This window comes from Trinickia sp., assembly GCF_057351765.1.
In genome coordinates this window covers 140613-158912 of sequence record NZ_JBMRBK010000024.1, presented here as the reverse complement: position 1 = coordinate 158912, position 18300 = coordinate 140613, and the positions used below count along the sequence as shown (strand labels likewise).

General features: G+C 65.0%; 12 protein-coding genes. 9 read left to right on the top strand and 3 right to left on the bottom strand.

Going from position 1 to position 18300, the window contains the following annotated elements; translation table 11 throughout:
* Window positions 1-182: 182 nt before the first annotated feature.
* The 4 genes from ACO1XS_RS06590 to ACO1XS_RS06575 all read left to right on the top strand — a co-directional run bounded on the left by ACO1XS_RS06590 (window position 183) and on the right by ACO1XS_RS06575 (window position 7683).
* A complete protein-coding gene (locus tag ACO1XS_RS06590; protein WP_486390266.1) occupies window positions 183-1982 on the top strand; it encodes an autotransporter assembly complex protein TamA in 1800 nt (599 codons plus the stop codon).
* A gap of 71 nt (window positions 1983-2053) precedes the next feature.
* Window positions 2054-6214 carry a translocation/assembly module TamB domain-containing protein gene (locus tag ACO1XS_RS06585; protein ID WP_486390265.1) on the top strand — a complete coding sequence of 1387 codons (4161 nt, stop codon included), beginning with the start codon at window positions 2054-2056 and terminating at the stop codon, window positions 6212-6214.
* An 88-nt stretch (window positions 6215-6302) separates the two neighbouring features.
* Window positions 6303-7001, top strand: a complete 699-nt coding sequence (locus ACO1XS_RS06580) for a hypothetical protein (protein ID WP_331568409.1) — start codon at window positions 6303-6305, stop codon at window positions 6999-7001.
* Window positions 6916-7683, top strand: coding sequence for a hypothetical protein (locus ACO1XS_RS06575; RefSeq protein WP_486390264.1), 768 nt, complete (start codon window positions 6916-6918; stop codon window positions 7681-7683). The genes ACO1XS_RS06580 and ACO1XS_RS06575 overlap by 86 nt, the downstream gene beginning before the upstream one ends.
* A 48-nt stretch (window positions 7684-7731) precedes the next feature.
* Here the strand turns inward: ACO1XS_RS06575 and metG are convergent, their stop codons facing one another.
* On the bottom strand, window positions 7732-9900 hold the full coding sequence (metG, locus tag ACO1XS_RS06570) for a methionine--tRNA ligase (RefSeq protein WP_486390263.1): 2169 nt from the start codon (window positions 9898-9900) through the stop codon (window positions 7732-7734).
* 382 nt (window positions 9901-10282) lie between these two features.
* On the bottom strand, window positions 10283-10948 hold the full coding sequence (locus ACO1XS_RS06565) for a YiaD family glycine zipper/OmpA-like lipoprotein (protein ID WP_331568412.1): 666 nt from the start codon (window positions 10946-10948) through the stop codon (window positions 10283-10285).
* Between the two features lie 318 nt (window positions 10949-11266).
* On the opposite strand from ACO1XS_RS06565, the gene apbC reads away from it, so the two are divergent.
* From apbC to ACO1XS_RS06540, 5 genes are all read left to right on the top strand, one after another.
* The gene (apbC, locus tag ACO1XS_RS06560) at window positions 11267-12355 is read left to right on the top strand and encodes an iron-sulfur cluster carrier protein ApbC (RefSeq protein ID WP_486390262.1); all 1089 of its coding nucleotides are present in this window, start codon (window positions 11267-11269) and stop codon (window positions 12353-12355) included.
* 149 nt (window positions 12356-12504) lie between these two features.
* Window positions 12505-13056, top strand: coding sequence for a superoxide dismutase family protein (locus ACO1XS_RS06555; protein ID WP_331568414.1), 552 nt, complete (start codon window positions 12505-12507; stop codon window positions 13054-13056).
* 25 nt (window positions 13057-13081) lie between these two features.
* A complete protein-coding gene (gene dcd, locus ACO1XS_RS06550) occupies window positions 13082-13651 on the top strand; it encodes a dCTP deaminase (protein ID WP_331568415.1) in 570 nt (189 codons plus the stop codon).
* Between the two features lie 126 nt (window positions 13652-13777).
* Entirely contained in the window at window positions 13778-16057 is a 2280-nt protein-coding gene (locus tag ACO1XS_RS06545; protein ID WP_486390261.1) for an Orn/Lys/Arg family decarboxylase, read from the top strand.
* A 2-nt stretch (window positions 16058-16059) separates the two neighbouring features.
* Entirely contained in the window at window positions 16060-16812 is a 753-nt protein-coding gene (locus ACO1XS_RS06540) for a lysozyme inhibitor LprI family protein (protein ID WP_331568417.1), read from the top strand.
* Between the two features lie 48 nt (window positions 16813-16860).
* Here ACO1XS_RS06540 and argH read toward each other — a convergent pair whose 3' ends face one another.
* Entirely contained in the window at window positions 16861-18285 is a 1425-nt protein-coding gene (gene argH, locus ACO1XS_RS06535; RefSeq protein ID WP_486390260.1) for an argininosuccinate lyase, read from the bottom strand.
* Window positions 18286-18300: the final 15 nt, after the last annotated feature.

Here is an 18300-nt window from a genome sequence, read left to right as displayed (position 1 = left end):
AACGCATGCCATCGCAGGCGGAACATCGCGGGCGCGATGGCGTCAAAACCGCGCGGGCTCAGCGGACTCGCTTTCGCGCGGTCGCCCCCAGGCCGCGGCTGTGGTCAAATGGGCGGCCGGCGGCGCGTGCTCGTATGCGCCGCGGGTGAGTTCGTCTTTTCAACGTTGCCGGGAGGCCCCGTTTGCGGGAAGCAGCGATCGACAACCCGTGCTTGACGCGCACCGCCCGCCGGTGCGCCGGACGCCTCGCCCGCAGCTGGCTCGCAGCGGCTGTCGGGGCACTGCTTGCGGGGCTTGCGTTGCCGGCTTCGGCCAAATATGGCATCGAGATCGATGCGCCGCGCGAACTTCGCAAGCTGCTCAAGGCGCATCTCGACCTCTCCCGCTTTGCCAAGCGCGATGACATCACGGACGATCAATTCGATTTTCTCTTGACGGCGACGCCGCAGCAGGTGCGCGATCTCGCAGCCACGGACGGCTATTTTTCACCGGTCGTGCGTACCGATGTCCGCACGGCCGAGGGCAAGAAAAAGGTGATCGTGCATGTCGATCCGGGGCCGCGCACGAACGTCTCGTCGATCGATCTCTCGTTCGCCGGCCCGGTGAAAACGGAAGACCCTTCCCGCGAGAACGCGGCGCGTTTCGCCTTCTCGCTGCACCCGGGCGACCCCTTTACGCAGTCGGGCTGGAGCGATGCCAAATCGGCAGCGCTCAAGGCGCTGCAGGCCCGTCGCTATCTCGGCGCGAAGATCGCGCGCTCTCAGGCGCTCATCGATCCGCGCAAAAAGACGGCGGCGCTTTCAGTCGCGTTCGAGAGCGGTCCGACGTTTACGGTGGGTCCGCTCGACGTATCGGGCGTGCGCCGCTATCCCGAATGGATCGTGACCAACGTCAATCCGATTGCCGTCGGCGAGTTTTATGACACGACGCGGATCGAGGAACTGCAACGGCAATTGCAGAACACGCCGTATTACGCCAGTGTCGCGATCGATGTCGACAGCGACGTCGACAAGCCGCACGAGACGCCGATTCACGTGAAGGTCAGCGAGTATCCGTATAACAGCGTGCGCGGAGGGGTCGGCTACGCGACCGATACGGGCGCGCACGTCCAGGGGGCCTACTCGTATCTGAATACGTTCGGGGCCGCCTGGCCGTTTACGGTCCAGGGCCGGATCGATCAGATCCAGCAATACGGCCAGATCCAGTTGTCGATGCCGCCGGGGCGGCGGGGCTGGGTCAACAGCGCGCTCGCGTCGTACACGAGCACGAACGTATCGGACACGCGCATTTATAGCGCGCGCATCGGCGTGCAGCGCGCGCGCACGTCGCAGTTCATCGATTACACCTACTCGCTGCAGTACTACGTCGATCGGCTCGATCAGAACGCCGCCAGCCCGAAGACGAGCCACGCGCTCGTGCCGCAGTGGTCGTGGACGCGGCGCAATGTCGACGATCCGCTATTTCCGCATTCGGGCAATCTGCTCCATGCCGAGGCGGGCTTCGCGGTGCGCCACGCGCTCTCGGACGAGACCTTCGTGCGCGGCTATGCGCGCGGCGTGCAGTATCTGCCGGTCGGCAAACGCGATCTCCTGCTTTTTCGCGCGGAGCTCGGCGGAGTGTTCACGAGCGGCAGCTCGGCCGATGTGCCGGCATCGCTGCTGTTTCGCGCGGGCGGTTCGAACTCGGTACGCGGCTATGGCTTTCAGAGTATCGGCAACAAGGTGTCGGGTTCGGTGCTGCCGACGAAGTACCTCATCACCGGCACGGCCGAGTATCAGCACTGGTTCACGCACGATTGGGGCGCCGCGGTGTTCTATGACATCGGTGCAGCCACGGATACCTGGCACGAGCGGACGTTCTTCCCCGGCGTCGGCTTCGGCGCGCGCTGGCGCAGCCCGGTCGGCCCAGTCAACGTCGACCTCGCGTATGGCATTCGCAACAAGAGCGTAAGGCCGTATCTGACGCTTGGCATCGCCTTTTGAAACGGCCGCAAACTGCATGAAAACAGCTTCGATACCGCTTTCGCCTTGAGCGCGCTTTTCCCGAAACGAGCATGACGAACGATTCGCCACCGCCGCCCTCAGCACCGCCGCCAGACGTCGACGACGCCGGGCGCGATGCACCGCCGCCCCGTCGCAAGCCGCGCCGGGCGCTGCGCGTGTTCGCGTTGACGGTGCTGGGTATCGTGCTCATGCTGGGCGCCGAATCGCTTGCGCTATTCGGTGCGCTCACGACCGAGCGCGGGACCGGGCTCGTTTGGCGTGCGGCCGTGGCGCTCTCTGGCGGACGGCTCGCCGGCACGTTCCAGGGCGGCACGCTCGCCAGCGGGCTGAGGTTGGCCGACGTGCATTTTGTCGAGCGGCCGACGGTAACGGGCGGTCCCTCGGCCGCAACAGCCGCGACGACCGAGATTCGCATCGACCGGCTGAGCGGCCGATGGGCGCTCACGCCGTCGCCGTGGCGGCTGACCATCGTCGATCTGCACGCGGGCACTGTCGATGCGCGTCTTGCGCCGTCCCGCAGCAATGCGCCGATGACTTTGCCGCAGAGCCTGCGCTTGCCGATCCAGCTCGACGTGCGCGCAATCGGTATCGACCGGCTGCGCATCCATGACGGCGCCAGCGTGACGGAGTTCGACCGTTTGCGGATGAGCGGCCGCAGCGACGGGCGGCATCATACGCTCGCGCTCGGCGGGCTCGATACGCCTTACGGGGCGATCACGGCCCAGCTTTCGCTCGACGGCGTGCGACCGTTTGCGCTCTCGGGCAACGCCGGTTATGCCGGCGAGTTCGCGGGCGAGCCGGCGCGGGCGAGCGCGCAGGTCACGGGCACGCTGGAGGCGCTGACGGCCGAGATCGACGCGAGCGGTTTCAAGCTCCAGGGGCACGCGCGGGTGGAGGCCACGCCTTTTGCACCGGTGCCGCTCAAGCGCGCGCAAGTCGCGCTCGCTCACGTGAACCCGCAGACGTTCAGCCCCGGTGCGCCCGCGGCCGATCTTTCGCTCGACGCCGACCTCGGCCCCGTGCCAGGGGCGGGCACGTCGGTCGTGGCCGGTCCGGTCTCGATCGTCAACGCGAAGCCGGGCAGACTCGACGCGCGGTTGCTGCCGCTCATCGACGCACACGCCGATGTGCGGCTCGATGCAAGCGAGGAGCGCATTGCGAACCTGCGTGTGCGGCTCGTCGACGACGCCGAGCTGGCGGGCGGCGGCACGCTCAAACGCGGCCGAGGCCGCATCGCCTTGCAGGCCAGCCGCCTCGATCTGAACACGATCACGCCATGGGTGCGCACGACGGCCCTCGACGGGCCGATCAGCGTACAGCTCGACGGCGCCACCACCGGGCTCGAGTTCGACCTTGCCGACAAGCGTGCGGGTCTCGGCGCACGGGCCAAAATCGCGTTGGAGCCGGAGCGTATCGCGTTGCGCGATGTGCGCGTCGCGGCCGGCAATGGCCACGTCGATCTCGACGGCGCTCTGATGCGGGATGCTCGATCGACTTTCTCGCTGCGCGCAACGCTGAAGAGCTTCGATCCGCGTCTCGTGCTCGCGGCGAGTGCGCCGCCGGCTGCGGCAAAGCGCCCAGGTGCTCCGCACCCGCCGCGCGCAGGCACATCGTCGAAGACATCGACCGCATCGACCGCATCGAAGCGGCAAGCGACATCGCATCCATCGGCCCCGGCAAGAAAGTCCGCCGCGGTGGCGCGGGGCGCGTCGACGCGGTGGCCCGAGGCGCGCGTGACGGGCACGATGGAAGCGAGCGGCACCTTGGCCCCGAGTATCGCGACGAAGCTGCGGTTCAAGCTCGCCGACAGCCTCTACGACGGCCTTCCGCTCAAAGGCGAAGGCACGGTGCAGGTGGCCGACAAGCGCTTATTGCCGAGCGACGCGGCGCTATCGATCGCCGGCAATGACGTCGAGCTGCACGGCAGCTTCGGCGCACCGGGCGATCGACTGCGTTTTCGCATTGCCGCGCCGCAGCTCGAGCGGCTCGGCTTTGGCCTGGCGGGCGCGGTGAATGCCGACGGCGACGTGACGGGCTCGCTCGCTCATCCCAATGCCACGCTCAGCTACGATGCGCACGGCGTGTCGTTCGGCGAAAACCGCGTCGGTGCGGCGACGGGGCGTGCGCTCGTGCGTGACGGCGCGAACGGCGCGCTCGAATTCACGACCGATGCGCGCGACGTCCATACGAGCGTCGCCGATTTCACGAGCCTTTCCGCGCACGCGAGCGGCACGCGCGCGAAGCACGCGTTCGATGTCGCGGCGAAAGGCACGCTGCGCGGCCGGCCGGTAGACCTCGTATTGGCGGCGTCGGGCGGTTTGACCGATACACGCGACGGCCTGCAGTGGGCCGGCACCGTCACGCGCTTCGCCAATCGCGGCATGCCGGCGCTCGAACTGCAGGCGCCGCTTGCGATCAACGCGAGCCGCGAGTTCGTGACGCTCGGCGCGACGCGGCTCGCGCTCGAAGGCGCGCGGATCGATATCAAGTCGTTCGTCTACGATCGCGGCGCGATACGCTCGGCCGGCTCGGCCTCGAATCTGTCGGTGGCGAGACTGCTCGCGATACGCGAGCAACTGACCGGCACGCCTTCGCGCATGCGTAGCGATCTCGTCTTCGCGGGCGATTGGGACTTCACGCTGGGCCGCACCGCGTCCGGCTACGCGCGCCTCGAACGCGTGAGCGGAGACGTGTCGGTCGACACGGTCCGGGGCGGATTGGCGCCGCTCGGCATCACCGCGCTCGGCGCGCGCGCCGATTTTCGTACCGGCTCGCGATTGAGCGTCACGTTGCGCGCGGCGGCGAGCCGCATCGGCAGGGCGGACGCGAACCTGAGCGTAGCGCTTTCCCCCGATCCGGCGCGCGGCGGTCAGCTTGGGCTGGCGGCCGATGCGCCGCTTGGGGGCACGATCGCGGCCGACGTACCTTCGCTGAAAACGACGGGCGGCCTGTTCGGGCCGAGCTACGTGCTCGATGGGCGCGCGGCGCTCAGGCTGACCGTGGCGGGCACGATCGCGAAACCGGCGCTTTCGGGGGCGCTGACCGGCGACGGGCTCGCGGCGACGTTCATCGATCAGGGCGTGCAGTTGAAAGACGGTGTCGTACGCATTGCGCTATCGGAGAATCTCGTCGACTTTCAACGCGTGGAGTTTCATGGCGGCGACGGTACGCTGCGTGCGACCGGTCAAGTGCGGCTCGATCGCGCCGAGCCCGACATCACAGCGCAAATCGTTGCGGACAAGCTCGAGTTGTTCGCCGCGCCGGACCGGCGGCTCTCGCTGTCGGGCAGTGCGACGGTTGCGAACGGCGGGCCGGCCGGCGGTATGAATATCGACGGCAAGTTCAAGATCGACCGCGCGCTGTTCGACATGCCGGAGCAACCGGCGCCCAGCTTGTCGGACGATGTCGTGATCTTGCGCAACAACGCCGCCGTGCGAGGTGCGCCGCAGCCGATCGAGCCGGCGATGAACAAGCCGGTGAGCCCCTTCGCGCCGCGCGCGAACATCGACATCGATCTGGGGCGCAACTTCCGTTTCCGGGGGCGCGGCGCGGATCTGGGGCTGCGCGGCATGGTGACCGTGATGTCGGCACCGAGCCAGCCGCTGCGGGCCATCGGCAATGTCGGCGTGACCGAGGGCTCGACCTATACCGAGTTCGGCCGCAAGCTCGCAATCGAGAACGGCTTTTTCACGTTCAACGGACCGGTGGCGAATCCCGGCATCAATATCCTCGCGATGCGCCGCAATCAGGAGGTCGAGGCCGGCGTGCAGGTCACGGGCACCGTCGATGCGCCGATCGTCAAACTCGTGTCTGAGCCGAACGTGTCCGACAACGAAAAATTGTCGTGGCTGCTGTTCGGCCATGGCACGGATCAAGGCAACAATCTCGGCCAGCAAAGCTCGATGACGACCGCGCTCGCACTGCTCGGCAGTGCGACGGGCAAACGCGTGGCGCAGACGTTCGGACTCGACGAATTCACGGTGGGCCGCAGCGAGGTCGGATTGACCGATCCGCAGGTGGTCATGCTCTCGAAAGCGATCAACGAGCGGCTCGTGCTCGGCTACGAGCAGGGTCTGCAATCGGCGGCCAATGCGTTCAAGGCGACGATCAATCTCTCGCGTTTCTGGGCGCTTTCGACTTATACGGGCACGTTCCAGGGCGTCGATATCAATTACACGCGCCGCTTCGATGCGTTCTGGTCGAAACGGTGAGCTGGAAAATAACTGAGAAAAGTTCCCTATTCCCGCCTGGGGGTTGCATGTTCCGATAGCGGTTTCCGACTTTATCGAAAACCGAACTATGCAGCCGATCAGAATGATGCGTGCCCCATCGTCGATGGTCCACCGGACCGGTCCGATGAATTTCATCGAGGATCGCGGCGCATTCACGACCGCCATCAGGAGCGGGGCGTACAACCGCTATTTATTCGCGGACACACAAACCGGTGCGCGCGATTTGGTACTCGTTGGTACTGGTGCGCAGATCGTCGATTTCTTCGAGCGCGAGGCGATGTACGGCATCGAAAACACGATACCGGAATTGCCATCGATTTTCATGGGCGTGACGGCGCACGTCTCGCGCAACCGTTACAGGACGCTCTTTGCCGGAAATGACGCGGCCATGGCCGGTGTCAGCGTCGCGAACACGTTGATCCGATGTGTCGCCCTGAAGGATTGGTCGACCTCGAAATTCGTGCCGCAAGATTCCCATGCGCTCGCCTGCGGCATTGGCGGCTGTACGGCACCCGTCGGCGACGTGGGCGATATCGGCGACCTGATCGCCACGGTCTACGACATGTACAAGTTCATCCGCAATCCCGGTATCGCCGAATCGAACGGCAAGGCGGGGGCGCTATTTCGCGTCACATTCAGTCCGTTTCCGGGCGAGGGCATGCGGCGGATCGGACAAAGGCGTGTCTTCTTCTCCAGGTTTAGCGGCCAGGGCATGCCGAACTCCACGGCCGACGGCAATGACTTCAAACGTCTTTTCCGGCTCTGACGTCACTATCATTCAGGATTCCGAAATGGATATATGCATTAAGGAGCATGCCGGCCGGATGTGCCGGTTATCATCGGGAAGGCCCGACTTCGGTAGTTTCGGTGCGGTGATATTCGATCATGGTGGCGTGCCTGTTCCTTGCCGTCCGCAAATGAACGGCATGTGGCTGTTGTCCGATAACGGGCAGGGTGCGCGGGCGCTCGTCGTCTACGGTACGCTCGACGAAATTGCCGGGTTCTTCGGCGCAAACGCGGACAAGGGCATCGAAAACACTTCACCGAATACCTTTTCGGGCAAGCCGGACATTTATATGTCCGTCTTCGAGCTTTCCACCGTGGCGCGTTACAAGTCGCTATACCCCTATAACGAAGTAGCCACGAGAGTGGCGAAGTTTGCCGGCGGGACCCTCAGTTCGCCCGCGACGTTCGGCGCGATGGGTCTGAAAATGCCGAGCAGTGCGGTGGGCTCACGGATTGCAGCGTCGTTGGGCAAACTCGCGTCGAAGCTCCATAAGGAGATACCGAAGGTGCGCAACCCGGGATTTGCCGCGGCGCCCGCTGCCCAGGGCAGCGGGATCCTGATGGTCAAGTTTTGGCATGTGCCGTTCGGCGGTTCTCGAAAGATCGGCACCGGCAAGCTGTTTTTTCGCGATATCGATAAGGCCGTGTTGCAGCAGTATTGATGGCCGGGGCGCACGCCGATTCATGGCGCGCACGCCCGCAGCCCGCCGCTACTTCACGCGCATACCCGGCTGTGCGCCGCTGTGCGGTTCGAGGATATAAAGCCCCGGTTCGGCTTTCTCGTCGGCAGCCGATGCCGCCAGGACCATTCCCTCGGAGAGCCCGAACTTCATCTTGCGCGGCGCCAGATTCGCCACCATCACGGTCAGCTTGCCGACGAGGTCCTCGGGCCGGTAGGCCGACTTGATGCCCGAGAACACGTTGCGGGTCTTCTCTTCGCCGATGTCGAGCGTCAGTTGCAGCAACTTGTCGGAGCCCTCGACGGCCTTGCATTCGACGATCCGTGCGATGCGCAAGTCGATCTTGGCGAAGTCGTCGATGGAAATGACCGAGGCCTCGGCGCTTTCGGCCGCTTTCGCGGCTGCTGCCACGCTGTGGCCCTTGGCGCTTTTGGCCGCTTCGGCGGTGGTTTTCGCTGCCGAGGCCGCTTGCCGATGAGGTGGTGTGGTGTCCGTGGGTTGCAGCGATGCGCGGTTCGCCGCGATCAGCGCTTCGATCTGTGCGGGGTCGACACGCGTCATCAGATGCTTATAGGCGTTGATCGGGCGTGCCGACGAAAGGACGTTGCCGGCATCGGCCCAAGTCAACGGCGGGATACCGAGAAACGCCTCGACGTTCGCGGCCAATGCCGGCAGGACCGGCTTCAGTGCGAGCGTGAGCAGCCGGAACGCCTCGATGCTGACGCTGACCGTTTCGTGCAGCGCCGCCGCGTTGGCCGGATCTTTCGCCTGATCCCACGGTTTGGCCGCATCGACATAGGCGTTGACGGCATCGGCGAGCTCCATGGTCTGCCGGACGGCACGGCCGTACTCGCGCGCTTCGTAATGGGTGGCGATTTGCGGCAGCGCCTCGCGCAGCATGCCGAGCAGCGGGTGATGCATCGCGCTGTCCTGCACGCGGGCGTCGAATCGCTTGACGAGGAAGCCCGCCGCGCGGCTCGCGATATTGACGAACTTGCCGACGATGTCGCTGTTCACGCGCGCGAGGAAATCCTCGAGGTTCAGGTCGATGTCTTCCATCGTGGCGTTGAGCTTCGCGGCGAAGTAATAACGCAGCCATTCGGGGTTGAGCCCCGTGTCGACATAGCTCTTCGCCGTGATGAAGGTGCCGCGCGATTTCGACATCTTCGCGCCGTCCACGGTCAGAAAGCCGTGTGCAAAGACGTTGGTCGGCGTGCGGTGGCCCGAGAACTCGAGCATCGCCGGCCAAAAGAGCGTGTGAAAGTAGAGGATGTCCTTGCCGATGAAGTGGTACTGCTCGGTCTCGGTGCCCGGGCGGATCCATGCTTCGAAGTCGAGCCCGACGCGCGCGGCCAGATTCTTGAAGCTGGCGTAATAGCCGACCGGCGCATCGAGCCAGACATAGAAGTACTTGCCGCTCGCGCCCGGAATTTCGAAACCGAAATACGGAGCGTCGCGCGAGATATCCCAATCGGCGAGCTTCGCCTCGCCCTTTTCGCCCAGCCATTCGCGCATCTTGTTCGTGGCTTCCGGCTGCGCAAGCCCGCTCACCCAGCTGCGCAGGAACGATTCGCAGCGCACGTCCGAGAGGCGGAAGAAGTAATGCGTCGACTTGCGGCGCACGGGCGTCGCGCCCGAGACGGCCGAGTAGGGGTTGATCAGCTCCGTCGGCTGATAGGTCGAACCGCAGACCTCGCAGCTGTCGCCGTATTGATCCTTCGCGCCGCACTTCGGGCATTGACCCTTGATGAAGCGATCGGGCAGGAACATTTCCTTGACGGGATCGTAGGCCTGCTCGATCTCGCGGGCATCGATGAACCCGGCTGCCTGCAGCGAGAGAAAGATCGACTCGCACAGTTCGCGGTTCTCGTCCGAATCGGTCGAATAGTAATTGTCGAACGAGACCAGGAAGCTGTCGAAATCGCGCTTGTGCTCCCGCCCGACGCGCTCGATCAACGCCTTCGGCGTGATGCCTTCCTTTTCGGCGCTCAGCATGACCGGCGTGCCGTGCGTGTCGTCGGCGCCGACGTAGTACACCTCGTGCCCGTGCATGCGCAGCGTGCGAACCCAGATGTCGGTCTGGATATATTCGACCAGATGGCCGAGGTGGATCTGTCCATTCGCGTAAGGCAAGGCGGATGTGACGAGAATCCGGCGACGGAGCGCGGGCGGGCTGGAGGCGATGTCGGGTGCTGTCATTGGCGTTCGAGGAGGGACCGCGCAGGGAAAACGCCGATTTTAACAGGGCGGGCGCGCAATTCGCGGCAGCGAGCGGGGTGCGCCCCCATGACGTTGGCGCGAGGGGCGGAGGGCCCACCGACTCGGAGGCGCCGAGGGTCGGGAACCGTTGCGGCCCGCGTACCGAGAACAGCGGGCAAAAAAAACCGGGGCGAATATGAACCGGCCCCGGAGCAACAACGACAAGAGGAGAATGGTGACGCGGCGGCCTTCGCCATCCGCGTACCGTACGTAGAGACAGCCGATTTCCGGGCGAGTTCGAAAAATTTTTCGATTTGTTTACCGAAACATTCCGGGCGTATTCCCGGTCAGCCCGCAGGCCGCCCGGCGGGCTGCGGCCAGCTTACTGGTAGCGCGGCGCCTGGCCGTGCTGCGCGGTCGCTTTCAAATAGATTTCGACGCGGCGGTTCTGGGCGCGGCCCTGGTCCGTGCCGTTGTCGGCGACCGGGTTGTTCGGACCGTATCCAGCAGCGGCCAGACGGTTCGGCGATACGCCGTGCTGACTGAGGTAGTTCGCCACGCTTTGTGCGCGGTTTTGCGAAAGCGTCTGGTTGTACTGGGGCGACCCCGTGCTGTCCGTATAGCCGCGCACTTCGGCAACGAGTTCAGGGTTTTGGCCCATCTGGGTCGCCACTTCATTGAGCGTCGGATAGAGCGCCGGGTTGATCTGGTAGCTATCGGTCGCGAACGTCACGTTGCTCGGGATGTTGACCTTCAGCGAGCCATCGGGCTGTTCGTTGACGGTCGTGCCGGTGCCGCGCGACGCGCCCGAAATCCGGTTGCGGATGTTGCTCCAGTTGTAGCCCGTGATGCCGCCCAACAGCCCGCCGACACCCGCGCCGATGGCCGCGCCCTTGCCGCCGCCGAAGATGGCGCCGAGTCCGGCGCCCGCGGCCGCACCGGCGCCCGTGCCATAGGCCGCGTTCGTTTGCTGCTCCGTGGCGCAGCCGGCGAGCAGTGCGCCGGCCAGCGTGAATACCGTCAAGCGGGTCATGATTTTCGAGTTCATTTTTCGAGTCCTCTCAAGAAAACGTGTCGGAACGACGCCCGCGCGGCCCGAACCCGGGCGGAAAACCGCTAAGCCTTGCCGCGCGCAATGTCTTCCAGCCACGACGACGCAAGCCACTACAATAGCGCGTACGGGGTCCGCACGCGGCCCCGTGGCGGGCGCCGAGGGCGAAAGTGCCCGGCAGCCCGCTATTTGGCAATGGCGAGCAACACTTTCTTTCAATTTTCCTGCCTTGCGGCGTGAGTCGCCCTCGAGCCGCATACGCTGTGGCCCGTCGGTGCGCCTCGCCGCGAGCCGTTTCGCTTCGGAGTCTTTTCGATGAGCATTGATCGGGCCTTGGTCGACGCCGCACTCGCGGCCGTGACGGATCCCAACACCGGCCGACCGTTCGCGGCAGCCAAGGGCGTGAAGTCGGTCGCCGTCGACGGTACGACCGTACGGGCGGAGATCGTCCTCGGCTATCCCGCGAAAAGCCAACTCGACGCGCTGCGTGCGGTGATCGTTGCGGCGCTGCGGCAGGTGCCCGGCGTGGAGCGCGCCGAGGTCGCGCTCTCGCAATCGATCGTCGCGCACGCCGTACAGCGCGGGGTCAAACTGCTTCCCAACGTGAAGAATATCGTCGCCGTGGCGTCGGGCAAGGGCGGGGTCGGCAAGAGCACGACCGCCGTCAATCTCGCGCTGGCGCTGGCAAGCGAAGGGGCGTCGGTCGGCGTGCTCGATGCCGATATCTATGGACCGTCGATCCCGATGATGCTCGGCATCGAGGGGCGGCCGGATTCGCCCGACGGACAAACGATGAACCCGCTCGAGGGTCACGGCGTGCAGGCGAATTCGATCGGCTTTCTCGTCGAGCAGGACAATCCGATGGTCTGGCGCGGCCCGATGGTCACATCCGCACTCGAGCAACTGCTCAGGCAAACCAATTGGCGCGAGCTCGACTACCTCGTCGTCGACATGCCGCCCGGTACGGGCGACATCCAACTGACGCTTGCGCAGCGCGTCCCGGTGACGGGAGCGGTCATCGTCACGACGCCGCAGGACATCGCCCTCATCGACGCCAAGAAGGGCCTGAAGATGTTCGAGAAGGTCGGCGTGCCGATCCTTGGCATCGTCGAGAACATGAGCATCCACGTCTGCTCGAACTGCGGCCATGCCGAGCATATCTTCGGCGCCGGCGGCGCCGAGCGCATGGCCGGCGAATACGGTGTCGTGGTGCTCGGCAGCTTGCCGCTCGACATCTCGATTCGCGAGCAGGCCGACAGCGGGCACCCGTCCGTCGTCGCCGATCCGAGCGGACGCATCGCCGAGACATACCGCGCCATTGCCCGCAAAGTGGCCATCCAGATTGCGGAGCGCGCGCGCGACATGACCGGCAAATTCCCGAGCATCGTCGTTCAGAACACCTGAGCGGGCCCTGCTTCAGGCGGCATGCGAGGCTTTCGCGCGAGGGCCTGGCATGCCCTTGCGCCGCGCCGGCCGCGCGGCGCGGTATCATGTCGCCTTCGCTTGAGTCCGGGACGGCAGCGCAGGGGCGCTGCGGCCGGCATGAGGATCGCATGAGACAACGAACCGACGGGCGGCACGCGCGTGCGTTGAGCGTCGTCGCCTGCGTCGCCCTGTTGGGCCTGGCGGGCGCGCCGCTTGCGGGCTGCACCGCGTTTTTGGGCCACCACGAAAAGCGCGCCGATGCGCAATTGCGGCCGACGGTCGGCAGCGCGGTGCAAGGTGCCGTCACGTTCATAGAACGGGCGGACGGCGTGCAGGTCACATACAACCTCGCGGGCTTGCCGCCCAACACCGACCATGCGCTGCAGGTGCACGAGCGTGGCGATTGCAATGCGGTCGACGGCGCGAGCGCCGGCCCCGTCTTCGCGCCGGCCGCGTCGAGGCTGCGCGCCGGGGTGCGGCTCGAGGGCGATCTCGGCAATCTTCATGCGGACGCGAACGGCGGCGCGACCGGGTTCATCGTCGCCCCCGACGTCTCGCTCGATGGCGTGCGCTCGGTCATCGGGCGTTCGGTGCTGATCTATCGCGAGCCGGTCGACCCGGCATTTCCCGATCACAGCGTCGGGCCCGCGCTCGGGTGCGGCGTGATTCACGGACAATGAGCAGGACCGAGAGACCTCGATATTTATGAGCATCAAATCCGACAAGTGGATTCGGCGAATGGCCGCCGAGCACAACATGATCGAGCCGTTCGTGGGCGATCAGGTCCGCACGGCGGAGGACGGCCGCAAGATCGTGAGCTACGGCACGTCGAGCTACGGTTACGATATCCGCTGCGCCGACGAATTCAAGATCTTCACGAACATCAACTCGACGATCGTCGACCCGAAGAACTTCGACGAGAAATCATTCGTCGATTTCAAGGGCGACGTCTGTATCATTCCGCCGAATTCGTTCGCGCTCGCGCGCACGGTCGAGTACTTCCGCATTCCGCGCAACGTCCTGACGGTCTGCCTCGGCAAGTCGACCTATGCGCGCTGCGGCATCATCGTGAACGTGACGCCGTTCGAGCCCGAATGGGAAGGCTACGTGACGCTCGAGTTCTCGAACACGACGCCGTTGCCGGCGAAGATCTATGCGAACGAGGGCGTGGCGCAGGTGCTCTTTTTCGAAAGCGACGAAGTCTGCGACGTGTCCTACGCGGACCGGGGCGGCAAGTATCAGGGCCAGCACGGCGTCACGCTGCCGAAGACCTGAATGCCGTCGGCGTGCCGCCGTCACGACACTGACGCAAAGCGCAAAGAGACTGACAGGTTTTCGAGCGACCGCTCGGCACGGAGAACATGACCCGCGCCAGCGGTCCTTGTTTTTGGAGAATCGTTCATGAAGTTCCGTTTCCCCGTCGTCATCATCGATGAGGACTTCCGTTCCGAGAACATCTCGGGTTCCGGCATTCGGGCGCTCGCCGAGGCGATCGAAGGGGAGGGCGTCGAGGTCCTCGGCCTGACGAGCTACGGGGACCTGACCTCGTTCGCGCAGCAATCGAGCCGCGCGTCGTGCTTCATTCTGTCGCTCGACGACGACGAACTGATGCTCGGCGAGACCGGTCCCGATGGCGAGCTGCCCGAGTTCGCGACGGCGATTCTCGAGTTGCGTGCGTTCGTCAACGAGGTGCGCCGGCGCAACGCGGACATTCCGATTTTCCTGTACGGCGAGACGCGCACGTCGCGCCACCTGCCGAACGACATCCTGCGCGAGCTGCACGGGTTCATCCACATGTTCGAGGATACGCCCGAGTTCGTCGCGCGCCATATCGTGCGCGAAGCGAAGGTCTATCTCGATTCGCTCTCGCCGCCGTTTTTCAAGGAACTCGTCAAGTACGCCGACGAAGGCTCGTATTCGTGGCATTGTCCGGGCCATTCGGGGGGCGTGGCCTTCCTCAAGAGCCCGCTCGGCCAGATGTTCCACCAGTTCTTCGGCGAGAACATGCTGCGCGCCGACGTCTGCAACGCCGTCGACGAACTCGGGCAACTGCTCGATCACATCGGCCCCGTCGCGGCGTCCGAGCGCAACGCGGCCCGCATCTTCAGCGCCGATCATCTGTTCTTCGTCACTAACGGTACGTCGACTTCGAACAAGATCGTCTGGCATGCGACGGTGGCGCCGGGCGACATCGTCGTCGTCGATCGCAACTGCCACAAGTCGATCCTCCATGCGATCACGATGACGGGCGCCATTCCGGTGTTCCTGACGCCGACGCGCAACAATTTCGGCATCATCGGCCCGATCCCGCTCGACGAGTTCAAGCCCGAGAACATCCGCAAGAAGATCGAGGCCAATCCGTTTGCGCGCGAAGCGCTCGAGCGCAACCCGAATCTGAAGCCGCGCATCCTGACGATCACGCAAAGCACGTACGACGGCGTCATCTACAACGTCGAAACGATCAAGTCGCTGCTCGGCGACTTCCTCGATACGCTGCATTTCGACGAAGCGTGGCTGCCGCATGCCGAATTCCATTCGTTCTATCAGGACATGCATGCGATCGGTGCCGGCCGTCCGCGCACCGGTGCGCTCGTGTTTGCAACGCATTCGACGCATAAGCTGCTCGCGGGCATTTCGCAGGCTTCGCAGATCGTCGTTCAGGATTCCGCCGACGGTGCGTTCGACCGGCATCGCTTCAACGAGGCCTACTTGATGCATACGTCGACGAGCCCGCAGTACGCGATCATCGCCTCGTGCGACGTCGCGGCGGCGATGATGGAGCCGCCGGGCGGTACGGCGCTCGTCGAGGAATCGATTGCCGAGGCGCTCGACTTCAGACGCGCGATGCGCAAGGTCGACGCCGAATACGGCGAGGATTGGTTCTTCCAGGTCTGGGGCCCGGAGGCGCTTGCCGACGAGGGCATCGGCTCGCGCGAGGACTGGATACTGCGCGCGAACGATCCGTGGCACGGCTTCGGCCCGCTTGCCGAAGGCTTCAACATGCTGGACCCGATCAAGGCGACGATCGTCACGCCAGGGCTCGACCTCGCCGGCGAGTTCGCCGAGTCGGGCATCCCGGCCGCCATCGTCACCCGGTATCTGGCCGAGCACGGCATCATCGTCGAAAAGACGGGGCTCTACTCGTTTTTCATCATGTTCACGATCGGCATCACGAAGGGCCGTTGGAACTCGATGGTGACGGAGCTTCAGCAGTTCAAGGACGACTACGACAGCAACCAGCCGCTGTGGCGTGTCCTGCCCGAGTTCGTGGCCCAGCATCCCGCTTACGAGCGCATGGGGCTGCGCGATCTGTGCCAGGCGATCCACAGCGTTTATCGCGCCAACGACATCGCCCGGCTCACGACGGAGATGTACCTGTCGAACATGGAACCCGCGATGAAGCCTTCCGATGCGTTCGCGAAGCTCGCACACCGCGAGATCGATCGCGTGCCCATCGACGAGCTGGAGGGCCGCGTGACGAGCGTGTTGCTGACGCCTTATCCGCCCGGTATCCCGCTGCTCATTCCAGGCGAGCGGTTCAATCGGACGATCGTCAACTATCTGAAGTTCGCGCGCGAGTTCAACGAGCGCTTCCCCGGTTTCTCGACCGATATTCATGGCCTCGTCGCCGAGCGGGTGGACGGGCGCATCGAATACTTCGTCGATTGCGTGCGTGTCTGATCATGAAGTGCGCTGCAAGAACGCTGCTCCCTACGAGGCTCGCGCTTGGCGCGTTGGTCCTGGTCGGCGCCTCGTTCGTCGTACCCGTCGCCGCCCATGCCGAAGCGGCCCCCGCGGATCCGATCGATACGGCGATGCGCACCTGTCTCGCGCGCGCGGACCGCTCGTCGCCTGCCGGGCAGGCGCAATGCATGGATGCCGCACGCGATTCATGGCAGGCCGCCATCGATGCCGCTTATCGGTCGCTGACGGCAGCCGCGCCCGACAAGATGCGGCGTGGCTGGGAGGAGAGCCAGCGGCGCTGGCAGACATGGCGGGACAAGGAAGTGCCGCTCGTGCATGCCGTGTTCCAGACGACGCACGGTTCGGCTTATGTCATCACCGAAGCTAACGTTTTGTTGCAGCCGGTGCGCGACCGCGCGCTGCAGCTGCGTCATGCGGCCGCGCAGTTCGACGCTACCGTGAACTCGGCAAGCGATGCCGATCCGGCTCCGCCCAAACGTCCGACGCGTTTGCGCCCGTGCACCGTCGATGCGGCTTGCGAGCATGCGCAATTCGATCTGAACCGTTATGCACGCAAGCTGCGCGCGAAATTGGCGGCGCGCTCGCGCGTCGTTCTTTCGCATGCGCAGCGCGCCTGGCTTGCCTATTTTGAGGCCACCTCGGGGCTGGGCACGGAGGCCGAGCGCGTCGATCTGGTCGGCGCGCGCGTGGCGACGCTCAAGCGGCTGGCCGAGACGGCCGGCAACGACTAACCGGCGCTCTCCCGCTAAGCGCCCGCCCCGCCGGGCGTCCCGGCCGGCTTAGTCGTGCCGAAGCTGGGCTTGCAGTGCCTGGCGCGCGGCCTGCGCCGCGGCGCGAACCTGCTCGGGGGCCGTGCCGCCCGGATGATTGCGGCTTGCCACCGAGCCTTCGAGCGTGAGGTAATCGAATACGTCTTCACCGATCAGGTGTGCGACGTTGGGAAGCTCGGCGCGCATTTCATCGAGCGTCAGATCGGCGAGATCGCACTGCCGGTCCACGCATACCCGCACCGCGTGCGCGACGGCCTCGTGCGCATCGCGAAACGGCAGGCCGCGCTTGACGAGATAGTCGGCCAGATCCGTTGCCGTCGAAAAGCCCTGTAGCGCTGCGGCCCGCATTGCATCCGGCTTGACCGTGATGCCGGCCACCATTTCCGCGAAGATCCGCAGCGTATCCGCCACGGTATCGACCGTGTCGAAAAGCGGCTCCTTGTCTTCCTGGTTGTCCTTGTTGTAGGCGAGCGGCTGGCCCTTCATCAACGTGAGCAGCGCCATGAGATGGCCGTTGACGCGCCCGGTTTTGCCGCGCGCGAGTTCGGGCACATCGGGGTTTTTCTTTTGCGGCATGATCGACGAGCCCGTGCAAAAGCGATCGGCCAGATCGATGAAGCCGACTCGCGGGCTCATCCAGAGGACGAGCTCTTCGGAGAATCGCGAGACGTGCGTCATCACGAGCGCCGCCGCGGCGGTAAATTCGATGGCGAAGTCGCGGTCCGAAACGGCGTCGAGCGAATTGGCGCAGATGCCGTCGAAGCCGAGCGTTTTGGCGACGGCGTGCCGATCGATCGGATAGCTCGTGCCGGCCAGTGCGGCCGCGCCGAGCGGCAGGCGGTTCACGCGCGTACGACAGTCGCGCAGGCGCTCGGCGTCACGCCCGAACATTTCGACGTACGCGAGCAGGTGATGGCCGAACGTGACGGGCTGCGCGACCTGCAGGTGCGTGAAGCCCGGCATGATCGTTCCGGCGTGCTGCTCGGCCAATTCGACGAGCGCAAGACGCAAATCGCCGAGCAAGCCGCCGATGCGGTCGATTTCGCCGCGCAGCCAGAGGCGAATGTCGGTGGCGACCTGATCGTTGCGCGAGCGGCCGGTATGCAGGCGCTTGCCGGCATCGCCGATCAGCGCCGTCAAACGCGCCTCGATATTCAGATGGACGTCTTCGAGATCGAGTTGCCAGACGAATTCGCCGCGCTCGATTTCACCGCGGATCTGCGCCATGCCGCGCTCGATGGCCGCGAGGTCTTCGGCGGCGATGATTTTTTGCGCCGCGAGCATCTTCGCGTGCGCGAGCGAGCCTTCGATGTCGACGAGCGCCATGCGCTTGTCGAAGAACACTGACGACGTGTAGCGCTTGACGAGCTCGGACATCGGCTCCGAGAAGCGAGCCGACCAGGCTTCGCCTTTTTTATGCAGTTGAGACGTCATGATGATGGGCTGAGA

Excerpts from the sequence above, each read along its gene's own strand:
- apbC (WP_486390262.1), top strand. The coding sequence starts at position 11,267 with ATGAGCATTGATCGGGCCTTGGTCGACGCCGCACTCGCGGCCGTGACG.
- ACO1XS_RS06580 (WP_331568409.1), top strand. The coding sequence starts at position 6,303 with ATGCAGCCGATCAGAATGATGCGTGCCCCATCGTCGATGGTCCACCGG.
- argH (WP_486390260.1), bottom strand. The coding sequence starts at position 18,285 with ATGACGTCTCAACTGCATAAAAAAGGCGAAGCCTGGTCGGCTCGCTTC.
- ACO1XS_RS06585 (WP_486390265.1), top strand. The coding sequence starts at position 2,054 with ATGACGAACGATTCGCCACCGCCGCCCTCAGCACCGCCGCCAGACGTC.
- ACO1XS_RS06565 (WP_331568412.1), bottom strand. The coding sequence starts at position 10,948 with ATGAACTCGAAAATCATGACCCGCTTGACGGTATTCACGCTGGCCGGC.
- ACO1XS_RS06545 (WP_486390261.1), top strand. The coding sequence starts at position 13,778 with ATGAAGTTCCGTTTCCCCGTCGTCATCATCGATGAGGACTTCCGTTCC.
- ACO1XS_RS06555 (WP_331568414.1), top strand. The coding sequence starts at position 12,505 with ATGAGACAACGAACCGACGGGCGGCACGCGCGTGCGTTGAGCGTCGTC.
- ACO1XS_RS06540 (WP_331568417.1), top strand. The coding sequence starts at position 16,060 with ATGAAGTGCGCTGCAAGAACGCTGCTCCCTACGAGGCTCGCGCTTGGC.
- metG (WP_486390263.1), bottom strand. The coding sequence starts at position 9,900 with ATGACAGCACCCGACATCGCCTCCAGCCCGCCCGCGCTCCGTCGCCGG.
- dcd (WP_331568415.1), top strand. The coding sequence starts at position 13,082 with ATGAGCATCAAATCCGACAAGTGGATTCGGCGAATGGCCGCCGAGCAC.